Origin of the sequence: Lentzea sp. DG1S-22, from assembly GCF_036321065.1 — a bacterium.
Lineage (GTDB): Bacteria > Actinomycetota > Actinomycetes > Mycobacteriales > Pseudonocardiaceae > Lentzea > Lentzea jiangxiensis.
The window spans coordinates 1,553,299-1,576,448 of sequence record NZ_CP143276.1; the positions used below are offsets into that span (position 1 = coordinate 1,553,299).

Annotated in this window: 23 protein-coding genes and 1 pseudogene; 18 read left to right on the plus strand and 6 right to left on the minus strand. The window is 71.8% G+C overall.

The window, feature by feature from the left end:
- Positions 1 to 65: 65 nt before the first annotated feature.
- Positions 66 to 1,028 carry a CPBP family glutamic-type intramembrane protease gene (locus V1227_RS06645; protein WP_329791599.1) on the minus strand — a complete coding sequence of 321 codons (963 nt, stop codon included), beginning with the start codon at positions 1,026 to 1,028 and terminating at the stop codon, positions 66 to 68.
- 466 nt (positions 1,029 to 1,494) lie between these two features.
- Between V1227_RS06645 and V1227_RS06650 the strand changes: the two genes are divergently transcribed.
- The 9 genes and pseudogenes from V1227_RS06650 (at position 1,495) to V1227_RS40570 (ending at position 10,901) form a co-directional block, all read left to right on the plus strand.
- A complete protein-coding gene (locus V1227_RS06650; protein ID WP_329791600.1) occupies positions 1,495 to 2,298 on the plus strand; it encodes an alpha/beta fold hydrolase in 804 nt (267 codons plus the stop codon).
- Positions 2,298 to 3,656 (plus strand): PP2C family protein-serine/threonine phosphatase, encoded by a 1,359-nt coding sequence (locus V1227_RS06655; protein ID WP_329793966.1) that lies wholly within the window; start codon positions 2,298 to 2,300, stop codon positions 3,654 to 3,656. Before V1227_RS06650 ends, V1227_RS06655 begins: the two co-directional genes overlap by 1 nt.
- Before the next feature lie 6 nt (positions 3,657 to 3,662).
- Positions 3,663 to 4,010, plus strand: coding sequence for an STAS domain-containing protein (locus tag V1227_RS06660; protein WP_329791601.1), 348 nt, complete (start codon positions 3,663 to 3,665; stop codon positions 4,008 to 4,010).
- Positions 4,011 to 4,415: 405 nt separating this feature from the next.
- Positions 4,416 to 5,405 carry an iron ABC transporter substrate-binding protein gene (locus tag V1227_RS06665; protein WP_329791602.1) on the plus strand — a complete coding sequence of 330 codons (990 nt, stop codon included), beginning with the start codon at positions 4,416 to 4,418 and terminating at the stop codon, positions 5,403 to 5,405.
- A gap of 56 nt (positions 5,406 to 5,461) precedes the next feature.
- Positions 5,462 to 6,907 carry an ABC transporter permease gene (locus V1227_RS06670; protein ID WP_329791603.1) on the plus strand — a complete coding sequence of 482 codons (1,446 nt, stop codon included), beginning with the start codon at positions 5,462 to 5,464 and terminating at the stop codon, positions 6,905 to 6,907.
- Positions 6,904 to 7,905, plus strand: a complete 1,002-nt coding sequence (locus V1227_RS06675; protein ID WP_329791604.1) for an ABC transporter ATP-binding protein — start codon at positions 6,904 to 6,906, stop codon at positions 7,903 to 7,905. Before V1227_RS06670 ends, V1227_RS06675 begins: the two co-directional genes overlap by 4 nt.
- On the plus strand, positions 7,902 to 10,367 hold the full coding sequence (locus V1227_RS06680; protein WP_329791605.1) for a non-ribosomal peptide synthetase: 2,466 nt from the start codon (positions 7,902 to 7,904) through the stop codon (positions 10,365 to 10,367). The genes V1227_RS06675 and V1227_RS06680 overlap by 4 nt, the downstream gene beginning before the upstream one ends.
- A pseudogene (locus V1227_RS06685) lies at positions 10,304 to 10,627 on the plus strand (GrpB family protein); the annotation flags it as partial. The gene V1227_RS06680 and the pseudogene V1227_RS06685, both read left to right, overlap by 64 nt.
- A complete protein-coding gene (locus tag V1227_RS40570; RefSeq protein ID WP_442916466.1) occupies positions 10,521 to 10,901 on the plus strand; it encodes a GrpB family protein in 381 nt (126 codons plus the stop codon). The pseudogene V1227_RS06685 and the gene V1227_RS40570, both read left to right, overlap by 107 nt.
- Here the strand turns inward: V1227_RS40570 and V1227_RS06695 are convergent.
- From V1227_RS06695 to V1227_RS06705, 3 genes are read right to left on the minus strand one after another with little or no spacing between them, the layout of a single operon-like run.
- The gene (locus V1227_RS06695; protein ID WP_329791609.1) at positions 10,879 to 11,952 is read right to left on the minus strand and encodes a sensor histidine kinase; all 1,074 of its coding nucleotides are present in this window, start codon (positions 11,950 to 11,952) and stop codon (positions 10,879 to 10,881) included. The two genes, V1227_RS40570 and V1227_RS06695, sit on opposite strands and share 23 nt — an antisense overlap.
- Positions 11,945 to 12,604, minus strand: a complete 660-nt coding sequence (locus V1227_RS06700) for a response regulator transcription factor (RefSeq protein WP_329791610.1) — start codon at positions 12,602 to 12,604, stop codon at positions 11,945 to 11,947. Before V1227_RS06700 ends, V1227_RS06695 begins: the two co-directional genes overlap by 8 nt.
- Positions 12,605 to 12,641: 37 nt before the next feature.
- Complete coding sequence (locus V1227_RS06705) at positions 12,642 to 13,214, minus strand: VanZ family protein (protein WP_329791611.1); 573 nt, start codon at positions 13,212 to 13,214, stop codon at positions 12,642 to 12,644.
- A gap of 137 nt (positions 13,215 to 13,351) precedes the next feature.
- Between V1227_RS06705 and V1227_RS06710 the strand changes: the two genes are divergently transcribed.
- The 4 genes from V1227_RS06710 (at position 13,352) to V1227_RS06725 (ending at position 16,797) form a co-directional block, all read left to right on the plus strand.
- Positions 13,352 to 14,389 (plus strand): sensor histidine kinase, encoded by a 1,038-nt coding sequence (locus V1227_RS06710; RefSeq protein ID WP_329791612.1) that lies wholly within the window; start codon positions 13,352 to 13,354, stop codon positions 14,387 to 14,389.
- Positions 14,382 to 15,440, plus strand: coding sequence for a hypothetical protein (locus V1227_RS06715; RefSeq protein ID WP_329791613.1), 1,059 nt, complete (start codon positions 14,382 to 14,384; stop codon positions 15,438 to 15,440). Before V1227_RS06710 ends, V1227_RS06715 begins: the two co-directional genes overlap by 8 nt.
- A complete protein-coding gene (locus V1227_RS06720) occupies positions 15,425 to 16,069 on the plus strand; it encodes a response regulator transcription factor (RefSeq protein ID WP_090102993.1) in 645 nt (214 codons plus the stop codon). The genes V1227_RS06715 and V1227_RS06720 overlap by 16 nt, the downstream gene beginning before the upstream one ends.
- A gap of 92 nt (positions 16,070 to 16,161) precedes the next feature.
- Positions 16,162 to 16,797: a hypothetical protein gene (locus tag V1227_RS06725; protein ID WP_329791615.1), complete on the plus strand. Its 636-nt coding sequence runs from the start codon at positions 16,162 to 16,164 to the stop codon at positions 16,795 to 16,797.
- Positions 16,798 to 16,805: 8 nt separating this feature from the next.
- On the opposite strand, the gene V1227_RS06730 is transcribed toward V1227_RS06725, so the two are convergent.
- Both V1227_RS06730 and V1227_RS06735 read right to left on the minus strand, forming a co-directional pair.
- Entirely contained in the window at positions 16,806 to 17,465 is a 660-nt protein-coding gene (locus V1227_RS06730) for a response regulator transcription factor (protein ID WP_329791616.1), read from the minus strand.
- On the minus strand, positions 17,456 to 18,595 hold the full coding sequence (locus tag V1227_RS06735; protein WP_329791617.1) for a sensor histidine kinase: 1,140 nt from the start codon (positions 18,593 to 18,595) through the stop codon (positions 17,456 to 17,458). Before V1227_RS06735 ends, V1227_RS06730 begins: the two co-directional genes overlap by 10 nt.
- Before the next feature lie 135 nt (positions 18,596 to 18,730).
- On the opposite strand from V1227_RS06735, the gene V1227_RS06740 reads away from it, so the two are divergent.
- From V1227_RS06740 to V1227_RS06760, 5 genes are all read left to right on the plus strand, one after another.
- Entirely contained in the window at positions 18,731 to 20,065 is a 1,335-nt protein-coding gene (locus V1227_RS06740) for a hypothetical protein (protein WP_329791618.1), read from the plus strand.
- On the plus strand, positions 20,062 to 20,448 hold the full coding sequence (locus V1227_RS06745; protein WP_329791619.1) for a FixH family protein: 387 nt from the start codon (positions 20,062 to 20,064) through the stop codon (positions 20,446 to 20,448). Before V1227_RS06740 ends, V1227_RS06745 begins: the two co-directional genes overlap by 4 nt.
- Before the next feature lie 17 nt (positions 20,449 to 20,465).
- Positions 20,466 to 21,557, plus strand: a complete 1,092-nt coding sequence (locus V1227_RS06750) for a hypothetical protein (protein ID WP_329791620.1) — start codon at positions 20,466 to 20,468, stop codon at positions 21,555 to 21,557.
- Positions 21,550 to 22,068, plus strand: coding sequence for a hypothetical protein (locus V1227_RS06755; protein ID WP_329791621.1), 519 nt, complete (start codon positions 21,550 to 21,552; stop codon positions 22,066 to 22,068). Before V1227_RS06750 ends, V1227_RS06755 begins: the two co-directional genes overlap by 8 nt.
- 113 nt (positions 22,069 to 22,181) lie before the next feature.
- The gene (locus V1227_RS06760; RefSeq protein WP_329791622.1) at positions 22,182 to 23,147 is read left to right on the plus strand and encodes a hypothetical protein; all 966 of its coding nucleotides are present in this window, start codon (positions 22,182 to 22,184) and stop codon (positions 23,145 to 23,147) included.
- Positions 23,148 to 23,150 lie beyond the last annotated feature (3 nt).

Here is a 23,150-nt window from a genome sequence, read left to right on the forward strand (position 1 = left end):
CCGCCGTCTGGTGGCCCTGACTCGCGCCGACGGACGGGGGCCGGTCACCGTCCCGTTGGATTCGATCAGCCGCTGTCGTCGGCCCGGTGCGTGCGGCGCCGTCGTGTCACGAAACAGACGATCACGAACACCACCAGCGCGACGTTGACCAAGGCCAGCACCGTGGACAGCTGCGGCACGCCCGCCGAGGCCTGCACCGTGATCAACATGTCGTGCACGACGTGGATCGTGATCAGGGGCCACAAGAGCCTTCCCTGGCGGTAGGCCCAGGCGCTCAGCAGCGCCCAGGGCACCTTCTCGATCACGGCGAGCCCGTAATACGCGTGAAACGACAAGCGGGCGACTACGGCGAGCACGTACATCAACCAAGTCGGTACGTTCCACAGTTCGCAGGCCCGGATGACGGCGGCGTTGGCGATGATCTCTTCGCTGACGCCGGCCGCGACTGCCCAGGTGATCCAGTGTGCCAGCTGCAGTCCGCGGTCCGCCTGCACCGCGATCGCCGGGAAGTCGTGGCTGCCCGGGCCGGCGTCGAGGAGAGCGCTGATCGGCGTCGCCAGCATCTGGGACAGCACCCAGATGCCGGCGGCGTAGAAGGCGGGGCGCACACCGGCGGACGTGAGCCGGCCCGCCGTGAGCGGCGCACCGGCCCTGCGGAACGTCACGAGGACGACCAGGGCGGCGACGATCGCCACACCGTTGAAGAAGATGCCGCGCCAGAGATCGGAGCCGTCCGCCGAAAGCCCTGAGCGGGGCTCCACCAGGCGGGAGACCGCGAGGTAGATCGGCCATCCGAACGCCAACGCGTAGGCGCAACACACGACGGCCAGCAGGAACGCCCGAGTGCGCGGGACTCCGGCGGCCGGGCGGAGGCGGGTGAACGGCCAGAACGCGGTTCCTGCTGAAGGTTCGAATTCGCGAGAAATTTGGTTCGATCGCAACTTTCCCGCCCTCGATCCCTTGTTCGGCCGGTCCGGCCGGGCGATGTGGTCCCTAGCAGAAACGCGCCGATCTTTGGTAATCGGCATTGGCAGCGTAGCGCCACTTTCTGCGTCGTGCTTAATCGCTGTGTCGCACAATGGAGTGGTTTCAGCTGCGAGAACAGGTGCCCTGCCTGGACGTGCACAACCGATGCGCCGCAGGCAAGTCCTGCTGCCTGGCGACGGTAGCGACGTTGCGCCCTGGGCGGGGCAGGCGGCTTGTTTGCTGTGTCGAAAATCCTGTCGGATAGCCGGTGTGACGGCCGTAAAACGGCATGGAACTGATTCTTTGAACGATTCTCGGAGCACTCCCAGCGGCTGTTTTTGCTTTCAGCAGCCGACCACCGGGCCGGGATGCTGCGGCGGTCCTCCGCTGAGCCGACCGTCCCGGGCCGGAATCGCTCTGCTGGAGGTCACACGGGCTGTCGTCGTCGTGCGGCGGCACGGTCGGTGGACGCGCGTGTGCGGCCAAGGCCTAGTGTGATCAGCTTGGGCTGGTCCGAGGGAGAAGCACATGGACATCCGTCACCGGAACAACGTCACGGTCACCGGCGCGGCCGGCGGGCAGACCGTGGTCCTGGCGCACGGTTTCGGCTGCGACCAGAACATGTGGCGGTTGATCGTTCCCGCGTTGGCGCGGCGGCACCGGGTGGTGTTGTTCGACTACGTGGGATCGGGCGGCTCGGACCTGTCCTCGTGGACTGAAGAGCGGTATTCACGGCTTGAGGGATACGCGCAGGACATCGTCGACATCTGCGAGGAGCTGGACCTCGAGCAGGTGGTGCTGGTCGGTCACTCGGTCAGCGCCATGATCGGGGTGCTGGCCGCGCGGATGGCTCCGCAGCGGATCGGCTCGCTGGTGATGGTGGCGCCGTCGCCCTGCTACATCGACGACGCGGACTACCGCGGCGGGTTCACCGCCGAGGACATCGATGAACTGCTGGCCGCGCTGGAGTCGAACTACCTGGGCTGGTCCTCGGCGATGGCGCCGGTGATCATGGGCAACCCGGAGCGGCCGGAACTCGGGCAGGAGCTCACCAACAGCTTCTGCGCCACCGATCCCGACATCGCCCGCGTGTTCGCCCGCACCACCTTCCTGTCCGACAGCCGTGCCGACCTGGCCGACGTCACGGTGCCCACGCTGGTGCTCGAGTGCGCCAAGGACGTGATCGCGCCTCGCGAGGTCGGTGCCTTCGTCCACGCCGCGATCCCGTCCTCCCGCCTGGTCACCCTCGACGCCACCGGGCACTGCCCGCAGCTGAGCGCACCCGAGGCCACCGCGGAGGCGATCTTGGACTTCCTCGGGACCCACCCGTGATGTGCCGTGCGGACGGGATCTCCGCCGAGGACCCGCCGGAGCCCGCGCACACCGGGAGCGGCACGGATCCAGGCCACACCGGCAGCACGGACGCGGCGTTCACGGCGCTGCTGGAGGACAGCGCCGAGGACCTCTACGACGCGGCGCCGTGCGGCTACCTGTCCACGATGATGGACGGCACCATCGCGAAGATCAACGCCACGTTGCTGGACTGGCTGGGGCTGACCCGTGAGGCCGTGGTCGGCCGGAAGCGGTTCGCCGATCTGCTCACCGTCGGCGGCAAGCTGTACCACGAGACGCACTTCGAGCCGTTGCTGCGCATGCAGGGCGAGCTGCGCGGCATCGCCCTGGAGATGAAGGCATCCGGTGGCCGGCGGTTGCCGGTGCTCGTCTCGTCGGTGGTCAAGCGCAGTGCCGGGGGAGAGCAGCTGCTGATCCGCACCACGGTGTTCGACGCCTCCGACCGCCGCGCCTACGAAGAGGAACTCCTGCGTCGCCGGCAAGACGCCGAACAGGCCTACGCCGCGGCCGAGCGAGCCCGCCTGCAGGCCGAGGCCGACCGGGAACGGCTGGCGGCGACGCTGGCGGTGCTGCAGCAGACCCTGCTGCCGCCGTCGCTGCCGGTAGTGCCCGGCCTGGAGCTGGCCAGGCACTACCACACCGCTTCCCCCGATCAGCTCGGCGGCGACTTCTACGACGTCTTCCCGCTGACGGACACCACATGGGGTTTCTTCCTGGGCGACGTGTGCGGCAAAGGTGTCGAGGCCGCGGCGTTGACCTCGCTGAGCCGCTACACCCTCCGCGCCGCCGCTCACCACAACCCCGACGACCCCATCGCGGTTCTCGGCGCGCTCAACACCGCCCTGCTCCGCGACCCGAGCGTGGGCATCCGGTTCTGCACCGTTCTCTACGGCACCCTCACGCCGACTCGTCACGGCGCGACCGTGCGGCTGGCCGGCGGCGGGCACCCTCCGGCGTTCCACCTCTCCGCAGAGCACGAGAGCGATGAGGACAGCCGGGTGCGGCCGGTCGAGCTGCCCGGAGCGATGCTGGTCGGTGCGCTGCCCGAGGCCCGCTTCGCCGAGACCACCGTTCACCTCGAACCCGGTCAGACCTTGCTGCTCTACACGGACGGCCTGACCGAGGCCCGGGACGCCGACGGCCAGTTGCTCGACACCGAAGGGGTCGCCGCCATGCTCGTGGCGCGCACCGGCCCCTCCGCCCCGGCTGCCGTCGTGGCCGACACGGTCGCCTTTCTCGCCGGCCTGCCCAACGGCACCGATGACGACGTCGCTCTGCTGGCCCTCGGTGTCCCCGGCGCCGGCACATCGACCGCAGACGTTGATCGAGAGCACTGACTGTCCATGACGAAGGCTTTCCACCTCGACGTGCGGCACACCGGTGCCGGCCACGCCCTGATCGTCATCAGCGGCGAGCTCGACCCGGTCACGGCACCCCGCCTGCGCGAACAGGGAATGTCTTTGCTCGCCGAGGGTTTCCCGAACCTGCTGCTGGAGATGTCCGAAGTGGACTTCTGCGACTCCTCGGGTCTGAGCGTCGTCATCGCCCTGTGGCAACAGGCGCACGCGAGTGGTGGCAGCCTGGCGCTGGCCGCCGTCCCGGCCCGCCTCAGCCGTCTGCTGCGCATGACAGCCATGGACACCTTGATCCCCGTCCGGCACGTCGGCGGCTCCGTGCCGGAACCGAGCTGACGCCTCACGTCCAGACCTTCATCCGCGGAGTCAGGCGTTGCGGGCGAATACAGCGTGCCTTGTGCACAGTGGGTGATTTTCCCCGGAGGTCCCTCGCGGTCGAGGTGAACAACACCATTGCGCTCGCCGAGGATGCGCCGCGCAGGTGGTGGGAGACGGCGCGTGTCAATTGTTTGGAAGTGCTGCGAAAATTCCTCACGCACTCGGACGCCATCTCGCAACCACTTTCGGGCACGCGCGAGCCGGCGCCTAGAGGGGAGCTGAACAGGTGATGTGTCCATCGTCGCACGGCGTAACGGCAACTGTGTCTTGATTGGTGTCTTAGGTTAGCTTTACCTTGTCGGCGCCCCTGTTGAACTGGGGATTGGCCGAGGAGGACCACTGGTGAGGCGTCGAGCACGGACCGTGACACTGGTAGCGGCGCTGCTGGCGTCGACGGTGACCGCCTGCAGTTCCGCGAACGACCTGATCATTTATTCGGGTCGCAACGAACAATTGGTCGGCGCCCTCCTGGAGCAGCTGGAAGAAGCCGTCGGAATCGATGTGGAAGTCCGCTACGGCGGCAGTGGTGAAATGGCCGCGCAGCTGCTGGAGGAAGGACAGGGCACCGAGGCGGACGTCTTCTTCTCCCAGGACGCCGGCGCGCTCGGGGCCGTGGGGGAGCAGGGCAGGCTGGCCGAGCTGCCGGCGGACGTGCTCGGCATGGTGCCGGAGAGCTACCGGGCGAAGGACAAGCGGTGGGTCGCGACGAGCGCCCGTGCCCGCGTGATCGCCTACGACCCCCGCGTGGTCGGCGAAAGTGAGCTGCCGCAGGCGATCGAGGACGTCGTCGACCCGAAGTGGAAGGGCAAGGTCGGTTACGCGCCGACCAACGGGTCGTGGCAGGCGTTCGTGACCTCCGTGCGGGTGCTCAAGGGCGAGGACTTCGCCAGGGACTGGCTGAAGAAGTTCGCGGCCAACGAACCCAAGCGGTTCGACAACAACATCAGCATCCTCAAGGCCGTCGACGAAGGTCAGCTCCCGTTCGGACTGATCAACCACTACTACTGGTACGCCTCCGCCACGGAGAAGGGCGGCGAGGCCACCATGAAGGCGAAGCTGCACCGGGTCGGAGGCGGTGACCCGCTCGCCCTGGTCAACGTGGCGGGGGTGGCGGTCGTCCAGGGCTCCAACCAGAGCGAGGCGGCGCAGAAGGCCGTGCGGTTCCTGCTGTCCGAGCAGGCGCAGCGGCACTTCGCCGACCAGACCGCGGAGTACCCGGCCAACCCGGCGGTGAAGCCGGGCAAGCACCGGTTGCCGCCGATCACGGACCTCCAGGCGCCGGACATCGACCTCTCCAAGCTGTCGTCGCTGCAGGAGACGGTGAAGCTGTTGCAGGAAGCGGGGTTGTCCTGAGGCCCGGCCACCGGGCCGCGCCTGTTCTGACCACGCTGTCACTCCTCGTCGCCGCGGTGGCCGTGCTGCCGCTGGCGTACCTGGCCGTGCGTTCGTTCGAACGCGGCGGAGGGGTCGTGTGGGACGTTCTCGCGAGGACCCGGACCGCCGAGCTCGCACTGCGCAGCCTGTCGCTCGCCGTGGCGGTGACGGTCGCGTGCCTCGTCCTGGGTGTGCTCGGCGCGTGGCTCGTGGCCCGGTCGGACCTGCCAGGACGGCGGGCGTTCGGGGTGCTGCTGGTGTTGCCGCTGGCGGTGCCGTCCTACGTCGGCGGGTTCACCTGGATCTCCGTGGCGCCGGGCCTCACCGGGTTCGGCGGGGCGTTCGTCGTGCTGACGCTGGTGTCGTACCCGTACGTGCTGCTGCCGGTGGCCGCCGCGTTGCGCACCGCCGACCCCGCCGTGGAGGAGGTCGCGCGGTCGCTGGGCCGCACGAGCGCACAGGTGTTCTTCTCCGTGACGGCACGGCAGGTCCGGCCGGCGGCCCTCGCCGGCGGGTTGCTGGTCGCGCTGTACGTGCTGAGCGACTTCGGCGCGGTGTCGCTGATGCGGTACGAGGCGTTCACGCTCGGCATCTACACCAGCTACCGGGCGACGTTCGACCGCACGCCCGCGGCGATCCTCGGCCTGGTCCTGGTGGTGCTCGCGATCGCGCTGACCGTGGGCGAACGACGAGTGCGCGGCGTGGTCGCGCATCGAGGCCGCCGCAGCCCCTCGACCGCGCCTCTGGGACGGGCCCGCGTGCCCGCCCTGGCCGGGTCCGTCGTGCTGGTGCTGCTGACGCTCGGCGTGCCGGTGGCCAGCCTGGTGTGGTGGCTGGCGGCGGGAACGTCGACGTTCTCCGTCGCCGACGTGGTGACGACGACCGGGAACACCATCGCGGTCTCGGCGTTCGGCGCTCTGCTGACGCTGCTGTTCGCGCTGCCGGTCGGGATCCTGGCCGCGCGGCACCGCGGGCGGCTCGTGCGAGGGGTCGAACTGGCCGGGTTCGCGGGACACGCGTTGCCCGGCATCACCGTCGGACTGGCGCTGGTGTTCTTCGGGATCCGGTTCGCGCCGGCGCTCTACCAGACGGTGCCGATGCTCGCGTTCGCCTACGCGGTGCTGTTCCTGCCGTTGGCCGTGGGAGCCGTGCGCACCGGTGTCGCGCATGCGCCGCCGGTCCTCGAGGACGTCTCGCGCTCGCTCGGCCACGGGCGCTGGCGGACGGGGCTGCGGGTGACCGTGCCGCTGGCCGCGCCAGGGGTGCTGGCTGGCACCGCCCTGGTGTTCCTGACCTGTGCCAAGGAGCTGCCGGCGACGTTGCTGCTGCGCCCGACCGGCGTGGACACCCTGGCGACGGAGCTGTGGACGCGCACCGAGGTCGCCGCGTACGCCGCGGCGGCGCCGTACGCGGCGGTGCTGCTGGTGGTGGCGGCGATTCCCGCCCTCGTGCTCGACAGGTTCCTGGGAGGTGAGCGGTGAGCGGCTTGACGGTGAAGCGGCTGGTCGCGGGCTACGGCGGTGACCCGGTGCTGCGCGAGGTCGACCTCGAGGTCCGGGAAGGCGGTCTGCTCGCCGTGCTCGGGCCGTCCGGGTGCGGCAAGACGACGCTGCTGCGCGTGCTCGCCGGCTTCCACCCGATCTCCTCGGGTGAGGTGTGGCTGGGGGAGCGGCGGCTGGACGCCGGCGTGCCGCCGGAGCGCCGCGGCATCGGGATCGTGCCCCAGGAAGGCGCGTTGTTCCCGCACCTGAGCGCCGCGGGGAACGTCGGGTTCGGGTTGCGTCGCGGTGAGCGGGCCGCACGGGTCGAGGAACTGCTCGACCTCGTCGGGTTGAGCGGGTTCGGGAACCGGATGCCCTCCGAACTCTCCGGTGGACAGGCGCAACGCGTCGCGCTCGCGCGTGCTCTCGCGCCACGGCCCGGCGTCGTGCTGCTCGACGAGCCGTTCTCGGCGTTGGACGCCGGTCTGCGTGAGGAACTGCGCGCGGATGTGCGCGCGACCCTGAAGGCAGCCGGTGCGACGGCTCTGCTCGTGACGCACGACCAGGAAGAGGCGCTGGGCATGGCCGACCTCGTCGCGGTGCTGCGCGACGGCGCGGTGGCCCAGCTCGGACGGCCGCAGACGATCTACTCCTCACCCGCCGACCTCGGGGTCGCGCTGTTCGTGGGCGAGGCCGTGACGTTCCCCGGTGTCGCGAGCTCCGGTCACGTGGACACCCCGCTCGGGCCGGTGCCGACGTCCGGGGAAGGCCGGGGCACCGTGCTGCTGCGCCCGGAACAGCTGGTCCTCGGGTCGCACGGGGTACCGTCCACTGTGGACGACGTGTTGTTCCACGGTCACGACGCCACAGTGCTCCTGCGCCTCGCCGACGGCACCGCTGTGCGATCGCGGGTGCAGGGCGAGATCGCGGTGCGGGCAGGCGACTCCGTCTCGGTGTCGGTGAACGGACCGGCGTTGTTCTTCGGGAACACGCCATGACGGCCACGGCGGACCTCGGTTTCGCACACCACCTCGCCGCCCACGGCGACCGGCTCGCGCTCGTGGCGGAGACCGGTTCTCTCAGCTACCGCGAGCTGGACCGGCGGGTGGCGGCCGCCGCCGAACGGCTCGGCACGACCCGGCGGCTGGTGCTGCTGGCCGCGGAGAACGACGTCGAGTCGCTCGTGGTCTACCTGGCGGCGCTGCGGGGCGGGCACCCCGTCGTGCTCGCCTCCGCCGCCCAGGTCCCCGCTCTCACCGCCACGTACGACCCGGACGTCGTGATCTCGGGCGCCTGGACCGAAAGGCGCACCGGCACGGTCCATGAGCTGCACCCCGACCTGGCGCTGCTGCTGTCGACGTCCGGGACGACCGGGTCGCCGAAACTCGTGCGCCTGAGCGCGGACAACCTCGCCGCGAACGCCGCGTCGATCGCCGAGTACCTGGACGTCCGGCCCACCGACCGCGCCATCACGTCGCTGCCGCTGCACTACTGCTACGGGCTGTCGGTCGTGAACAGCAACCTGGCGCGCGGCGCCGGGCTGGTGCTCACGAGCCGGTCGGTGATCGAGCCGGAGTTCTGGGACCTGGTGCGGGAACACGGCGTGACCAGCCTGCACGGGGTACCGCACACCTTCGGGCTGCTCGACGGCATCGGCTTCGCCGACCTCGACCTGCCGAGCCTGCGGTACGTCACGCAGGCCGGTGGCCGGCTCGCCCCGGCCGACGTCGTCCGCTACGCCTCGCTGGGCTCCGAGCGGGGCTGGCGGTTCTACGTGATGTACGGCCAGACCGAGGCGACCGCGCGCATGGCCTACCTGCCACCGGAGCTCGCCGCCGCACACCCGGCCGCGATCGGCGTGCCGGTCCCCGGTGGAGCCCTGCGGATCGACGACGGCGAACTCGTCTACAGCGGCCCCAACGTCATGCTCGGCTACGCGGACTCGCCCGCCGACCTGGCCCGCGGCCGCACCACGTTCGAGCTGCGGACCGGTGACCTCGGGACCGAGTCGGGCGGGGTGTTCTCGGTGACCGGCCGCAGGAGCAGGTTCGTCAAGCCGTTCGGCCTGCGGGTCGACCTCGACCGGGTCGAGCGGTCACTCGCCGACGACGGCCTCCGCGTCGCCTGCACCGGAGACGACGACGGCCTGGTCCTGGCCGTGCTGGGCGACGCCGATCGCGCGGCACGCCTGGTCCGCGCCCTCACCGGCCTGCCCGCGACCGCTGTCCGTGCGCACCCCGTGACCGCGATCCCCCTGCTGCCCAGCGGAAAGGTCGACTACCGGGCCGTCGCGTCACCGCCCGAACTCGAGTGGACCTCCGTGCGGGAAGTGTTCTCCTCGGTCCTGGGCGTGCGTTCAGTGCCCGACGAGGGGACATTCACGTCGTTGGGCGGCGACTCGTTGCGCTATGTGCAGATGACCGTCCAGCTGCAACGCCTGCTGGGCGATCTGCCGGCGTCGTGGCCGTCGATGCCGGTGTCGCGGCTCGAACAGCTCCGCGCCACCCACCCCCGCATCCCGATGATCGACACCACGATCGTGCTGCGCGCGCTGTCGATCCTGCTCGTCGTCGGCTCGCACGTCGGCCTGTTCAAGCTCCTCGGCGGCGCCCACCTGCTGCTGGTGGTGGCGGGCTGGAACATCGCCCGGTTCCTGCTGCCCGCCCACCCGCTGCGGATCCTGCGCGCCACGGCGTTCATCGCCGTCCCGACGTCGCTGTGGCTCGTCTACCGGATGGCGGTCACCGACGACGTGACGCTGGACAACGTGCTGCTCGTCAACAACTTCACCCGCGTGGGCGCCGCCGGGTACTGGTTCGTCGAAGTCGTCGTGCACGTGCTTGCGCTGTGCGCCCTGGTGTTCGCGATACCTGCCGTGCGACGGTGGGAACAACGCCACGCGTACCCCTTCGCCCTGGTGCTGCTGGCTTCGGGACTCGTGCTCAGGTTCACCGTCGACGGCGACTTCTTCGTCCGCAACATGACCACGTTCGGTGCGGCGTGGTTCATCGCACTCGGATGGCTGGCGCAACGCTCGCCCGCGTTGTGGCAGAAGTGCCTCGTCGTGGTGGTCCTGGTCGTCATGGTTCCCGGCCGCATGGAGGAGCTGTCCCGCGAGATCGTCGTGATCTCCGGTGTGGTCCTGCTCCTGTCGCTGGCCCGCCTGCCGGTGCCGCGTAGCCTGCTGAACCCGCTGAGCCTGCTGGCGAGCGCGTCGCTCGCGATCTACCTGACGCACTACGCGGTGTTCCCGCCCCTGCAGCCCGAGGTGCCGGCGGCGATCGTGTGGGTGGCGTGCACGGCCGTCGGGTGCGCGGTGTGGCTGGCGGTCGTGCGCGTGACCGCGGTGGCGCGCCGCGCCCTTCGTGGACCCGGCGGCGGTCCTGAGGTGACGGCATGCCCGCCGCTGTCATCTCCGCCTACGACCCCGCCTGGCCCGTTCGCGCGGAGCGTCTCCTGACCGAGGTGCGGACGGCGCTCGCGTCCCTCCCGGACTCGGAGCGGTTCGTCTACGAGCACATCGGGTCGACGGCAGTGCCCGGTCTCGGCGCGAAGCCGATCGTGGACCTCCAGGTGCGGATGCCCGGCCTGCCCCCGCTCGCCGAGCTCGCCGATGCCCTGGCGCCGACGCCGTTCGTCCCGGCGCACGGCTCGCGGCCCGACTCCCCCGGTGTGCACCGGGACGCCGTGCGGCCGGGCGACCAGGCCGAGCCGGACGCGTACGAGAAGCGTCTCTTCCACGTCCCGGCCGGGAGCGCGATCCTGCACGTCCGCCGCACCGTCGCCGTTCGCGCGGTTCGTCGCCGACTTCCGCGACTGGCTGCGCGCGCACCCGGAGGAGATGCGGCGCTACGAGCAGGTCAAGCGCAGGCTCGCCGACGAGCACGCGGGCGCCTCCGACTACGACGACTACACCCGCGCCAAGACGGCGTTCTTCGGCGAGGTCCAGCCGCGGCTGCGGGAGTGGTCGGTCAGGCGGGCAGCCGGATCGTGACGCGCAGCCCGCCCTCGGGGCGGGCGACGACGTCCAGCGCGCCGTCGTGGGCGCGGACGACGCTGTGCACGATGGCCAGCCCGAGCCCGACCCCGGCGTGGTCGTCGGCGCGGATGCGTTCGCCGCCGCGCTGGAAGGGTTCGACGAGCGTCTGCACGACGTCCGCGGGCAGGTGCCGGCCCGTGTTCTCCACCCGCAGCACGCACGCCCGGTGCTGCTGTTCGGTGTGGACGGTGACGGTGCCGCCGGACGGCAGGTTGTGCACGATCGCGTTCTGCACCAGGTTCGTGACGACGCGCTGCAGGAGCTCCGCCGAGCCGGTGGTCCGAGCCGTGCCTCCCGTGACGTCGAGGGAGACCCGTCGTCGTTCGGCGAACGGCAGCAGCGTCTCCGCGACCTCCTCGGCGACCAGGGAGAGGTCGACGGGCTCGCGGGGGAAGCCGCCTCGTTCGCCACGGCTGAGCAGCAGCAGGGCCTCGGTCAGGTCGATCGCCCGCCGGCTCGCCGCGTGGAGGCGGTCGAGGAGCTCGGCGTCGACCTTCGACGGGTCCTGGCGGGCGAGGTCGAGCAGCGACTGCGAGATCGCGAGCGGGGTGCGCAGCTCGTGGGAGGCGTTGGCGGCGAACCTGCGTTGCTCGCCGACGTGCGACTCGAGCTTCTCCAGCATCGTGTCGAAGACGTCGGCGAGCTCGCGGAACTCGTCGGACTTGCCCGGCAACCGGATCCGGTGCGACAGCGACCCCCCGGCGGCCCTGCGCGCCGCGTCGGTGATCTGGGTGAGCGGTGCGAGCATGCGCCCGGCCAGCAGCCACCCCCCGACGAGGCCGAACGTCACCAGGAACAGCATCGCCCAGGCCGCGGCCCTGCCGAAGATGCGCGAGAGCAGGTAGCGGTTCGGGCTGATGCCGAGCAGCCCCTGGTCGTTGTCCGGCACGTACCGCAGCAGGTACCACCACGCCACGGCCAGCAGCACGGCGCCGGACACGATGACGATGCCCGCGTAGCTGAGCGTGAACTTCAGCCGGGCGCTGAGCCCCGGGGTCCTAGGCATCGATGCGGTACCCGACGCCCGGCACGGTCGCGATGAGCCACGGTTCGCCGAGCCGCTTGCGCAGGGCCGAGACGGTGATGCGGACGGCGTTGGTGAACGGGTCGGCGTTCTCGTCCCAGGCCCGCTCCAGCAGCTCCTCGGCGCTGACCACCCCGCCCTGCGCGCCGACGAGGACCTCCAGGACCGCGAACTGCTTGCGGGTGAGCGCGACGTACCGCCCGTCGCGGAACACCTCCCGCCGGAACGGGTCGAGCCGCAGACCGGCGATCTCGGCCACCGGGGGCCGCGCGTGGGCGCGCCTGCGGTGCAGCGCCCTGAGCCGCAGCACGAGCTCCCGCAGCTCGAACGGCTTGGTGAGGTAGTCGTCGGCGCCCAGGCCGAACCCGGACGCCTTGTCGTCGATCCGGTCGGCCGCCGTGAGCATGAGGATCGGCATCCCGCTGCCCGAGGCCACGATCCACCGCGCCACCTCGTCCCCGGACGGCCCCGGGATGTCGCGGTCGAGCACCGCCAGGTCGTAGGAGTGGACGGACAGCAGCTCCAGGGCCGTGTCCCCGTCCCCGGCGACGTCCGCGGCGATCGCCTCCCGCCGCAGCCCGTCCCGGACGGCCTCGGCCAGGTGCGGCTCGTCCTCCACGATCAGCACGCGCATGCGGCCAGCCTAGGCACCGCGGATCGCCCGCACATCCTCATCCGACGGCCGTGAGGCGGGGCCGCTGCGGCGTGCCCGGGGTCTTCGCGCGCCACCACGGCCAGGACAGCGCCGCGGCCAGGGCGGCGCCGGCGGCGTTGAGCAGCACGTCGTCCACAGAGGACACCCGGTCGAGCCTGGCGGCGAACTGCGTGATCTCCAGGAACGCGGAGCAGCCCGCCGCGAGCACCAGCACCCGCCACACCGACCGCAGCGCGGCGAACCGCAGCGGGCCGAAGAACCCGAGTGCGGCGAACACCAGCATGTTGCCGATGATCTGGAACTTCTCACCCTTGGCAGCCAGGTCGAGCAGGTCGTTCAGCGGCACCAGGCTCAGCTTGCCGGGACTGCCCGCGTTCTCGCCGGGGAGCAGGAGCAGCCACACCCACGGCAGCGTTCCGTAGATGAGACCGACGTCGGCCAACGAGGTCCGCCACGGCCGCTCGGCGCCTCCGGACCGCCGCAGCAGAGCCAGGAGTGGGACCGCCAGAGCGGCCACCGGTAGCGCCAGCGCCGTGGACAGCACCACCCCGGTCTCCGTACCGACCCACTCCTGCCAGGTGTTGAGCACGTGCACTCCAGTTCTCGCTCGGGGAGTCCACTGAAGCCGATGGCGTGTTGCGGGGTCGTACGCGTTTTTCGATACGCGGACGATATGCGGCCGACTCACCGGGGGCGGCCGGGCGGCTCGCCCCCACCTGACGCAGAATGCGGGACGTGCTGCTGGAGGCGAGACTGCTTGCGACGGTGTCCCGCCTCGCGGGTCCCGTGCGCGGCGCGGGCGTCGTCCTGATCAGCCTCTTCGGCGCGGTCTCGCTCCACTCGCCGCTGGGGTGGTCGCTGTTCGCGGTGGTCGTCCTGAGCGCGGTCGCGGACTTCCACCTGCCGCGCGTGGCACTGCCGGTGGCGTTCCTGCGGGTCGTGGTGCTGTCGTTGCTGCTGGGCGCGGAGGGCGACCAGTGGGTGCTGACCGTCCTCACCACGACGCTGATCACGTGGCAGTGGCAGTGGCCGCCGAAGGTCGCGGTGCCGGCGACGGCGGCCCTGCTCGCCGTGCAGGTGGTGACGACGGGGCCGGGCGTGCTGGTGCGGGCGGTGCTGGAGTCGGTGCTCGCGCGGGTGGCCTACGAGCTGCTGCGCAGGTCGAGCCGCCGGGTCGACGTGCTGCGGGAGCGGGCGGCCGAGCAGAACCGGGCGGCGGCCGTCGCGCTGGACCGAGGCCGCCGCGAACGCGAGTACCTGGCCCTGCTGCACGACACGGCCGCGGCGACGTTCCTGATGGCCGCGCACGGCGGTGATCCGCGGGTGGTGGCCGCCCAGGCTCGCCGCGACCTCGTGGTGCTGGCCGAACGCGGCCACGCGCAGGGCACCGCCGACCTCGGCGCCGCGCTCACGGCGGTGGCGCGGGACAGCGCGCTCGACGTGCGGGTGGAGGCCGGGGTCGCGCCGGTGCCCGCCGGGGTCGCGCTGGCGTTCGTGCGGGCCGCGCGCGAGCTGCTGACCAACGTCGAACGCCACGCGGGCACTTCGAGCGCCCGGCTGACCGTGGAGCGGGCCGGGAGCGGAGCGGTCGTCGTGATCTCCGACGACGGCCGGGGGTTCGACCCCGGCGAGGTGCCCGGTCACCGTCGCGGGCTGCGCGGGTCGGTCGTCGGGCGGATGGAGGCGGTGGGCGGCACCGCCGCGGTCGAGTCCGAGCCGGGCGGCGGCACGACGGCGCGGCTGGAGTGGCCCGCCGATGACTGACCTCGCCGTCTTCGCCACCACCCGGCGCGTCCTGCTGGTCGTCGTCTTCGCCATCCAACTGGTCCTCACCCTCCCGCCGCTCGTCGGCCACCCGCACGGCCCCGCCGCGTGGATCGCGTACGGCCTGCTCACCGGCGTGCTGGGAGTCGTCGCCGGCTACGTGGGAGCGGCCCGCGCGAAGGTCCCGCTGTGGCTGGGCGCGGTGGTCCTGTCCGCGTCGGTGCTGGCCACGACCGGTCTCCCGCCCGCGGCGTCGTTCGAGCCGGCGGACTGGGCGTTCGGGCTCGTGGGCTGGTACCTGCTCCTCGTGCTGGTCGAACGGCCCGTGGTGCTCGTCTCGGCGCTCGGCGCGCACGTCTGCTTCAGCGTCGCGTGGTTCGCGCACACCGGCAACGGCGACGTCGGCACGGCCGGGGTGGTCATCCTCAGCGGCACGAGCTTCCAGCTCGGTGTCCTGGTCATCACGCGCGTGCTCCTGCGCGACGCCCGGCTCGCCGCCGACGCCGCGGCCGAGCACGACGCCGCCCGCACCCGCGAAGCCCTGGCCCTCCAACGCGAACAGGACCTCAGGGCCGGGTTCGAGGGGCAGCTGGGCGCGCTGCTGCCGTTGCTCGCGGACCTCGCCGACGAGGAGGTCAGCGTCACCGACCGGGCGACGCGCCTGCGGTGCTCGGTGGCGGCGGTGCAGCTGCGCAGGTTGTTCGCGGAGAACGACGACGTGCCCGACCCGTTGCTGCACGAGCTGACAGCCTGTGTGGACGTCGCCGAACGACGCGGTGTCGTCGTCTCGCTCGCCGTCAGCGGCACCGCCACCCCGGTGCCGACGGAGGTGCGCCGCGAACTGGTCGCGCCGATGGCCCGGGCGCTGGCCGTGGCGAGCGGACGTGCGAAGGTGAGCGTGCTGCGGACGGCCACCGAGGTGCGGGTGGCCGTGGTGGCCGACGCACCCCAGGAGGTGCCGGAGACCGGTGGGGAACCCGTGCGGGTCACCGTCGAGACGAGTGTCCACAGCGGACTGGTGAGGAGCGAGGCGCGATGGCGGACCACGTGACGGCGGTCGTGGTCGACGACCACCCCGTCGTGCGCGCGGGGGTCGCGCACTGGCTGTCCACGGAGGACGTCGAGCTCGTGGCGAGCGGCGAGGACCCCGGGGTGGCGTGGACCGGCCCCGGTGCCACGGCCGACGTCGTCGTCCTCGACCTGCACCTCGGCGGCGTCGCACCCGCCACGTCCGCACTGCGCAAGCTCGTCGAGGACGGTCGCAAGGTCGTCGTCTACTCGATGCGCGCCGACGACGAGATAGTGCTGCAGTGCCTGGAGCTGGGCGCGCTCAGCTACCTGACCAAGGCCGAGGGCGCCGACCACCTCGTCGGGGCGGTCAAGGCGGCGGCGAAGGGGCAGTCCTACACTCCGCCGGCGCTCGCGGGTGCGCTGGCGGGGGACAGGTCGGAGACCAGGCCCGCGCTGTCACCGCGCGAGACCGAGGTGCTCGTCGAGTGGTTCCAGTCGGAGTCGAAGGAGTTCGTGGCGCAACGCCTCAACATCACGCTCAGCACGGTGAACTCCCACCTGGAGCGGATCAGGGTGAAGTACGCGGCGATCGGCCGGCAGGCGCCCACCAAGGCGGCGCTGGTGGCGCGGGCCATCCAGGACGGGCTGATCGGTCTCGACGACCTCTGAGCGGCGTGTGGTGCGAACGACCGATACCGCCACTCCTACATCCGGCCTAGCCTCCAGGGCAACCCAGGTTCCGCAGTCCGAGGAGTCCCGCAGTGACGCACGCCCGAGGTCCCCTGCTCACCGCCGCCGTCGCGACGGCGGGCCTGCTCCTGTCGGCCTGCGGCTCCGAAACGGGCGGCCAGGCGGTACCCGCCCCCGACACGACGACCTCCACGGCCGCGACCAGCACCCAGAAGAGCACCACGAAGTCCTCGCAGGCCCCGGACGTCCCCGCCGGCGGCGACGTCACAGCCCCCGGCTCGAAGCTCAAGGTCGGCGCCCGCGCCGTCGTCCCGTACGACTCCGCCGGCAAGACCGGCACGATCGCGATCACCGTCAGCGCGATCGAGGCCGCACCGAAGGAGGACCTCGCGAAGTTCGGTGACAAGGCCAAGAACATCACGCCGTTCTACCTGCGGGTCAAGGTCGAGAACCTGAGCGGCAGCGACCTGAGCTACACCTCGGTCTCGCTGCGCGGCCTCGGCGCCGACGGCAAGGGCACCGGCGTGATCATCTCCGGCGACACGCCGAACTGCGACTCCCAGAGCGCGCCGAAGACGTTCAGCACGGCCGGTGCGTCCTACGAGACCTGCGTGCTGAGCGCCGCGCCCGACGGCTCGAAGGTGACCGCCGCCGAGTACAACCGCGGCGACGCCTACCTCAAGACGCCCATCATCTGGGAGAGCTGAACCTCGCTTCAGCGGCGGGTCGGCACCAGCCCGTTGACGTGCGCGTACGCCACGGCGTGCACTCGGTCCCGCAACCCCAGCTTCGCGAGCACCCGCGAGACGTGCGTCTTCACGGTCTCGTCTCCGACGTGCAGCAGCGCGGCGATCTCGGCGTTGCTGTAGGCCGCCGCTACCAGCTGCAGCACCTCCCGTTCGCGCGCGGTCAGCAGGTCGAGCTCCGGTGGCGTCGGCGCGGGCGCCAGGCTGACGGCGAACCGGGCGATCAGGCGCTGCGTCACGGACGGGTCGATCAGCGCGTCGCCGCGGGCCGCCACGCGGACGGCGGAGATCAGCTCCTCGGGCGGCAACGACTTCAGCAGGAATCCGCTGGCACCCGCCTTGAGCGCTCGGTAGACGTACTCGTCGGTGTCGTAGGTGGTGAGCAGCAGGACCTTCGTGCGGTTCGCCGGGTCGGCCAGGATCATCTCGGTGGCGCCCAGGCCGTCCAGCTTCGGCATGCGGATGTCGATCACGGCCACGTCCGGGCGCAGCCGCGCGACCTCGGCCACGGCGGCGCGGCCGTCACCCACCTCCGCCACGCACTCCAGGTCGGGCTGCGTGTCGAAGATCGCGCGCATGCCGGAGCGCAGCATCGCGTGGTCGTCGGCCAGCAGCACCGTCAGGGACATGAGGCCTCCAGGGGGAACGTGACGACGGTGCGCCAGGTCCTGCCGTCCGGTTCCAGACCGGACCGGGTGGTGCCCGCGAACATGGCCGCGCGGTTGCGGATGCCGACGAGGCCGCGGCGCACCGAGCCCGAGTCGTCGCCGCGGCCCGCCGTGTTCTCCGCCGAGACGGTGAGCGAGTCCGGCTCGTACGCCAGCGTCACCGTCACGCCGGACGCGTCGCCGTGGCGCAGGGCGTTCGTCAGCATCTCCTGGATGATCCGGTAGACCGTGACGTCCACGGACTCCGGCACGTCGCGGCGGTGCCCGCGCACCTCGAGCCGGGCCGGGGTGCCCGCCGCGCGGACGCCGTCGAGCAGTTCGTCGAGGTTGTCGAGCCCCGGTTGCCGCGCGCCCTCGGACTTGTCGCCGTGCAGCAGGTCGAGCAGGTGCCGCAGGTCCACCATCGCCGCGCGGCTGGACGTCTCGACCGCCAGCAGCGAGTTCGTCAGCCGCGGGTTGCCCTCCGGCAGGCCGAGCCGGGCGGCGCCCGCGTGCAGGCCGATCGCGCTGACGTGGTGGATGATCACGTCGTGCAGGTCGCGGGCTATCGCACCGCGTTCCTCGGTGATCGCCTTGGTGACGGCGGCTTTCGCGTCCTTCTCCGCCATCGCCGACCGCTTCTCCAACTCGGCGAGGTACGCGCGGCGGGCCGTGGTGTAACGGCCGACGAGCCACGGCAGCACCGCGCCCTTGCCCGCGACGAGCACCGCGGTCAGCACGCCGTGGTCCGTGGCGAACGTGCAGGCCATCAGACCGGCCGAGAGCACACCCAGCGACGCCCACGCCGGTGTGCCGCGCAGCCACGCCCCCGCGCGGTAGCCGGCGATCAGCAGGCCCGCCTCGTTGGCGTCGAGCCCCCGGTCCACGAAGACGAGCACGACCACGGGAACGACCGCCTGCGCCAGCGCCACCCACCCCGACAACCGGGCGGGACCGGCGAGCATCGCGTCCACGGCCAGGGTCATCGCGAGCACCAGGAGCATCAACGGGACCGGTTCGCAGCCGAGCAGCACGAAGCCGCCGTCCACGACCATGCACACGGCGGCGACCAGCCACGACTGGTGCTTGAGGGGCAGCTTGATCAGATCCATCGGCCGCAATCCTGCCGCATGCCGTCCCCGAGGTCCTCCCGCTGAGCAGGGGGTGGAGATCCCCCGCGCGGGGGAGGGGATTTCCGACTCCGCAGTGACGCGGCGCACCGGCCATGATCGCTACGTTCGGTCGCGATGAAACGACGTGTCGTGATCTTGATGCTGGTGCTGGGGGCGGTCCTGGGGATCGCGGCCCCCGCGCTGGCCGACGGCGTCCAGTCCGGCGCCGACCTCCACGTCGCGCAGAGCCTCGGCGACCGCGACCTCACGGTGATCATCCGGCGGGTCGCGGAGGTGCCCGGCCCCGTGCACGTCGACGTGGTGACGCACGCCGGAACACCGCCGGGCGAGCTGACGCTGACGTTGCGCGCGGCGGGTGCGCCGAGCAGCACGGCGAAGGTCGTCCTCGGTGCCACGCCGGGATTCCACTCCGGCGTGGTGCACGTGGACCGGCCCGGCCCGTGGGAGCTGGCGGTCGACGAGGCGACCATCCCGTTCGTCGTGCCGGCGCTCGTGTCGTCGCCGTGGGAGAACGCGACCTACGGCGGGTTCATCGCGGCCGGGGTGTTGCTGCTCGCGGCGCTGCTGCTGGCTGTGCTGGGAAGACCCGGCCTCGCCCTGGTTCCCTCGGCGGGCGTGGTGGCCGCCGTGGCGGTCGGCGTGACGGCGGCGGTGCTGGCGCCCTCCATCCCACCGGTGGCGGCGCCCGGAACGCAGCTGGACCCGACGTTCGACTCCGTGATGAACCCGTACGAACGAACGTCCACAACGGACTTCTCGCGGCCGCCCGTGACCATGTTGCCGCGCATGGAGGGCAACGACCTCGTGCTCGGCCTCACCGACGCGTCGTCGGGTCGGCCGGTGGACGACCTGCTGGTGCACGACAGCGCGTTCGTCCACCTCGTCGTCGTCTCGCCGTCCGGGCACCTGCGCCACCTGCACCCGATCCGCACGGCACCCGGTGAGTACAGGGCCCGCCTGCGCGACCCGGAGCAGGGCGAGCACGCCGTCGCCGCGGAGATCGCCCGGCGCGGCGGGGGAGTGCAGCTGCTGCGGTCGAGCGTCGCCGTCGCGGGCACCGCCCCGGCCACGCCGAACGACGGCGAGGCCGAGACCTCGGCCGAGATCCGCGAGGCGGGCAGGCCGAGCACCGTCACGGCGAGGTTCGGCGAGCGGGACCTGCAGCCGTGGCTGGGGATGCTCGGCCACATGATCGTCGTCGGCCCGGTCACCGGGAGTCCCGTGGACGCCCCGGTCTGGGCGCACGTGCACTCGATGATCCCGCCGGTCCCGGGCATGCCGGACAAGCCCGACGAGAGCGTCGCCGCGTACGGGCCGGACGTGCCGTTCACCTACTCGTTCCCGTTGCCGGGCAAGTACCTCGTGTGGATCCAGGTCGAACGGGACTACTCGGTCGTCACGGTTCCCACGGTCGTCGACGTGCCCGCGGCGAAGGCGGTGCCGAGGTGAAGCGCTCGGTCCTCGCGGCCCTGGCCGGTGTCGTCGCCGTCGTGGCGGCGCTGGTCGTCCTGTGGCCCCGCAGCGTCGAGGCCCAGCCGCACCTCGCCGAAAGCGGGCGGTACCGGTTCGTGCTCACCCCCACGAGCACCAGGTCCGGCAGCAACTCGTTCGACCTGCGCATCACCGACCGGTCCGGCAACGCCGTCCAGGGCGACGTGACGGTCGAGCCGGCGATGCCGCGGATGGGCCACGCGCTCGCGCCGATCACCGCCGCGCCGCTGGCACCCGGCCGCTACCGGGTCCCTGAGGTGGACCTGTTCATGGCCGGGCAATGGGAGATCACCGTCTCACTCGGCACGGAGCGGGTCGTCATCCCGCTCCTGCTCATCTGAAGGGGGAGGAAACGACTGTGGACATCACGGCGGTAGCGTCGCCGGCGAGGACGGTGCCGCGCGGGCTGGTCCCGGCGAGCGTCGTGCTCGGCGGCACCCTGCTCTCGCTCATCGGCCTGACCTGGGACATCCAGTGGCACTCCGACGTCGGGCCGGACACGTTCTTCACCATGCCGCACCTGTTCCTGTACGCGGGTAGCGCGATCTCGGGCCTGGCGAGCCTCGCCGTCGTCCTGATGACGACGGCGGACACCAAGCGCGACAAGGAGGTCGACCCGATCGTCGGCGGCCGCGCGGTCGGCGTCTTCGGCCGCACGTTCGCCGCGCCCGTCGGCTACCTGATCTCGGGCGTCGGCGCCGCGCTGTTCCTGGTCTACGGGTTGTGGGACCAGTGGTGGCACGGCCTGTACGGCTTCGACGCCGTCATCGACTCGCCGCCGCACATCGGGCTGCTGCTGTCGATCTCGATCACCATGGTCGGCACGGTCATGATCTTCGCCGTCGCCCGCGACCAGCGCTGGGGCACCTGGGGTGTCGCGGCGTCCGCGGCCACGCTTCTCGCGTTCAGCATGGTGACGGTGCTCGGTCTGCGCGCGCTGCCCGGCGGTCCGGTCAACACGGTCAACGCCGGCAGCGCGTTCTTCTCGGTGATGATCCTGTTCATGGGCGCGTACGTCCTGAAGCAGCGCGGCGGAGCCTTGACCGTCGCCGTGGTCGTCGCCGCGCTCCAGGGGTTGTTCTGGTGGTTCTCGCCGTGGGCGACCGAGGTCTACGCGGACGCCACCGGCCTGCCGCTGCGCGACTACGCCGACGGCGTCCCCGGCCTGCCCAACATGATCCCGATGAGCCTCGTGCTCGTCGCGATCGCGGTGGAACTGCTGCACAGGCTGCCCGCGTGGGTCTCCGGCGCGGTCGGCGGCGTGATCATCACGGCCTGCGCGCCGCTGCAGCGCATGCTCACCTACGGCAGCCCCTTCCCGAACACCGAGCGCTACGTCGCGACCGTCGTCGCGGGCGCGGTGCTCGGCGCGCTCGCCGGGATGCTCGGCCGGCGGTTCGGCCACATGCTGCGCCACCTCGTCCCCGCCAAGGAGAACCGCCATGCGTAGAACGTTGCTGGGCCTCGCGGGCGCGGTGGCGCTGCTGCTCGGCCTCGCCACCCCGTCGCTCGCCTTCGAGCCGGTGAACGTCGTGCACACCGAGAAGGTGCAGGCAGGGCCGTACGACCTGACCATCGGGTTCAGCACCTGGCCCGTGAAAGCCATGCAGTCGCTGGACTTCACGTTCGCGCCCGAGGACGGGATCGCGGGCAAGAAGGGCACGCTGACCATGCTGCACAGCGGCGTGGAACAGGACGACGGCCCGCTGGCGCGCCATCCGCGCAAGCGGGAGGTGTGGGGCCTCGACATCCACGCCATGCCCGAGCCGGGCACGTGGACCCTGCGCTTCGACGTCGAGGGTCCCGCGGGCGCCGGCACCGGTGAGCTGAAGAACCTGCAGGTGATGGAGCAGCCCGGCCCGCCGATGGGCTTGTCCTGGGCCATCAGCACGATCCCGCTGTTCGGCCTGATCGCGCTGATCGTGATCGCGTGGCGCCGGACGCGGACCACCGTGGAGTAGACGGGGAACGGACGGGTGGCGGGCCGCGGCTCCCGCCACCTGACCGGGTGAGGTTCGGCTCGAAAGGCTGAGGCAGCTGGATTCGCGGACTTCCGTTCCGGTACCCCTGCGCGGTGCGTTTGCCTCACGCGGTTTGGATCGGCGGGCTGTTGGTGCCCGCGCTGCTCGCCGCCACCGGCGTGTTCCTCTACGGCGGTGGCGTGGAACGAGAGCTGCACGCCGACGTGCGGGCAGCCCTGGGAAAGGCCGGCTACCACGGCGTCGTCGCGGTCGACGGCCGCACGGTGGTCGTCAGCGAGGTCTCCCCGCGCTCGGCCGACGCGGTGCGCGCCGTCGTCTCGGACGTGTCCGGTGTCGGCTCGGCCGAGGTCCGGCAGGCCGAACCCGCGCAGCTGCTCGTCGCGGTGCGCGGCGCCGAGATCCTGGTCTCCGGCGCGGTCGCCGACGACGTGGAACGCCGCGCGCTGATCGAGGCCGTGCAGACCGAGGACCACCGCGTGACCGCGGCCCTGCGCCTCGGCGGCACGCTGCCGATCCCGCCCGCCGTCGTCGGCCGCGTGGTCTCCGCCGCGCTGTCCGCCAAGGTGTCGGACGTGACCGCGACCGTCCACAAGGGACAGATCGCCGTCGCCGCCCGCGTGCCCGACGAGGCCCGCGCGGCGGCGGTCCGCGAGGCCGTCACGCAGGCGGCGAACGGCCTGCAGCTCACCGACCGCATCGAGGTCGCGCCGTCCGCGCAGGCCGGTGACCTCGACGTCGGGGCGCTGCACGACTCGATCTCCCGCCTGGTCGGCGGCAACGGTGCGATCCGGTTCGTGCAGGGCACCACGGCGTGGGAAGGCCACGGCCCGGTGCTGGTCGAGCGGGTCGGCCGCATGCTCCTCGTGGCGCCGCGCGCCTCGATCACCCTGGTGGCCCACGGCACGGACCAGGCGATGGCCACGAAGCGCGGGGAGATGGTCCGCGACGTCCTCGTCGGCCGGGGCGTGTCGCCCGCGTTGATCGCCATCGAGACCCGTCCCGCCCCCGACGGCGAGTACGACCCGGCCACACGCCAGGTCGACGTCGTAGTCCGTTAGGAG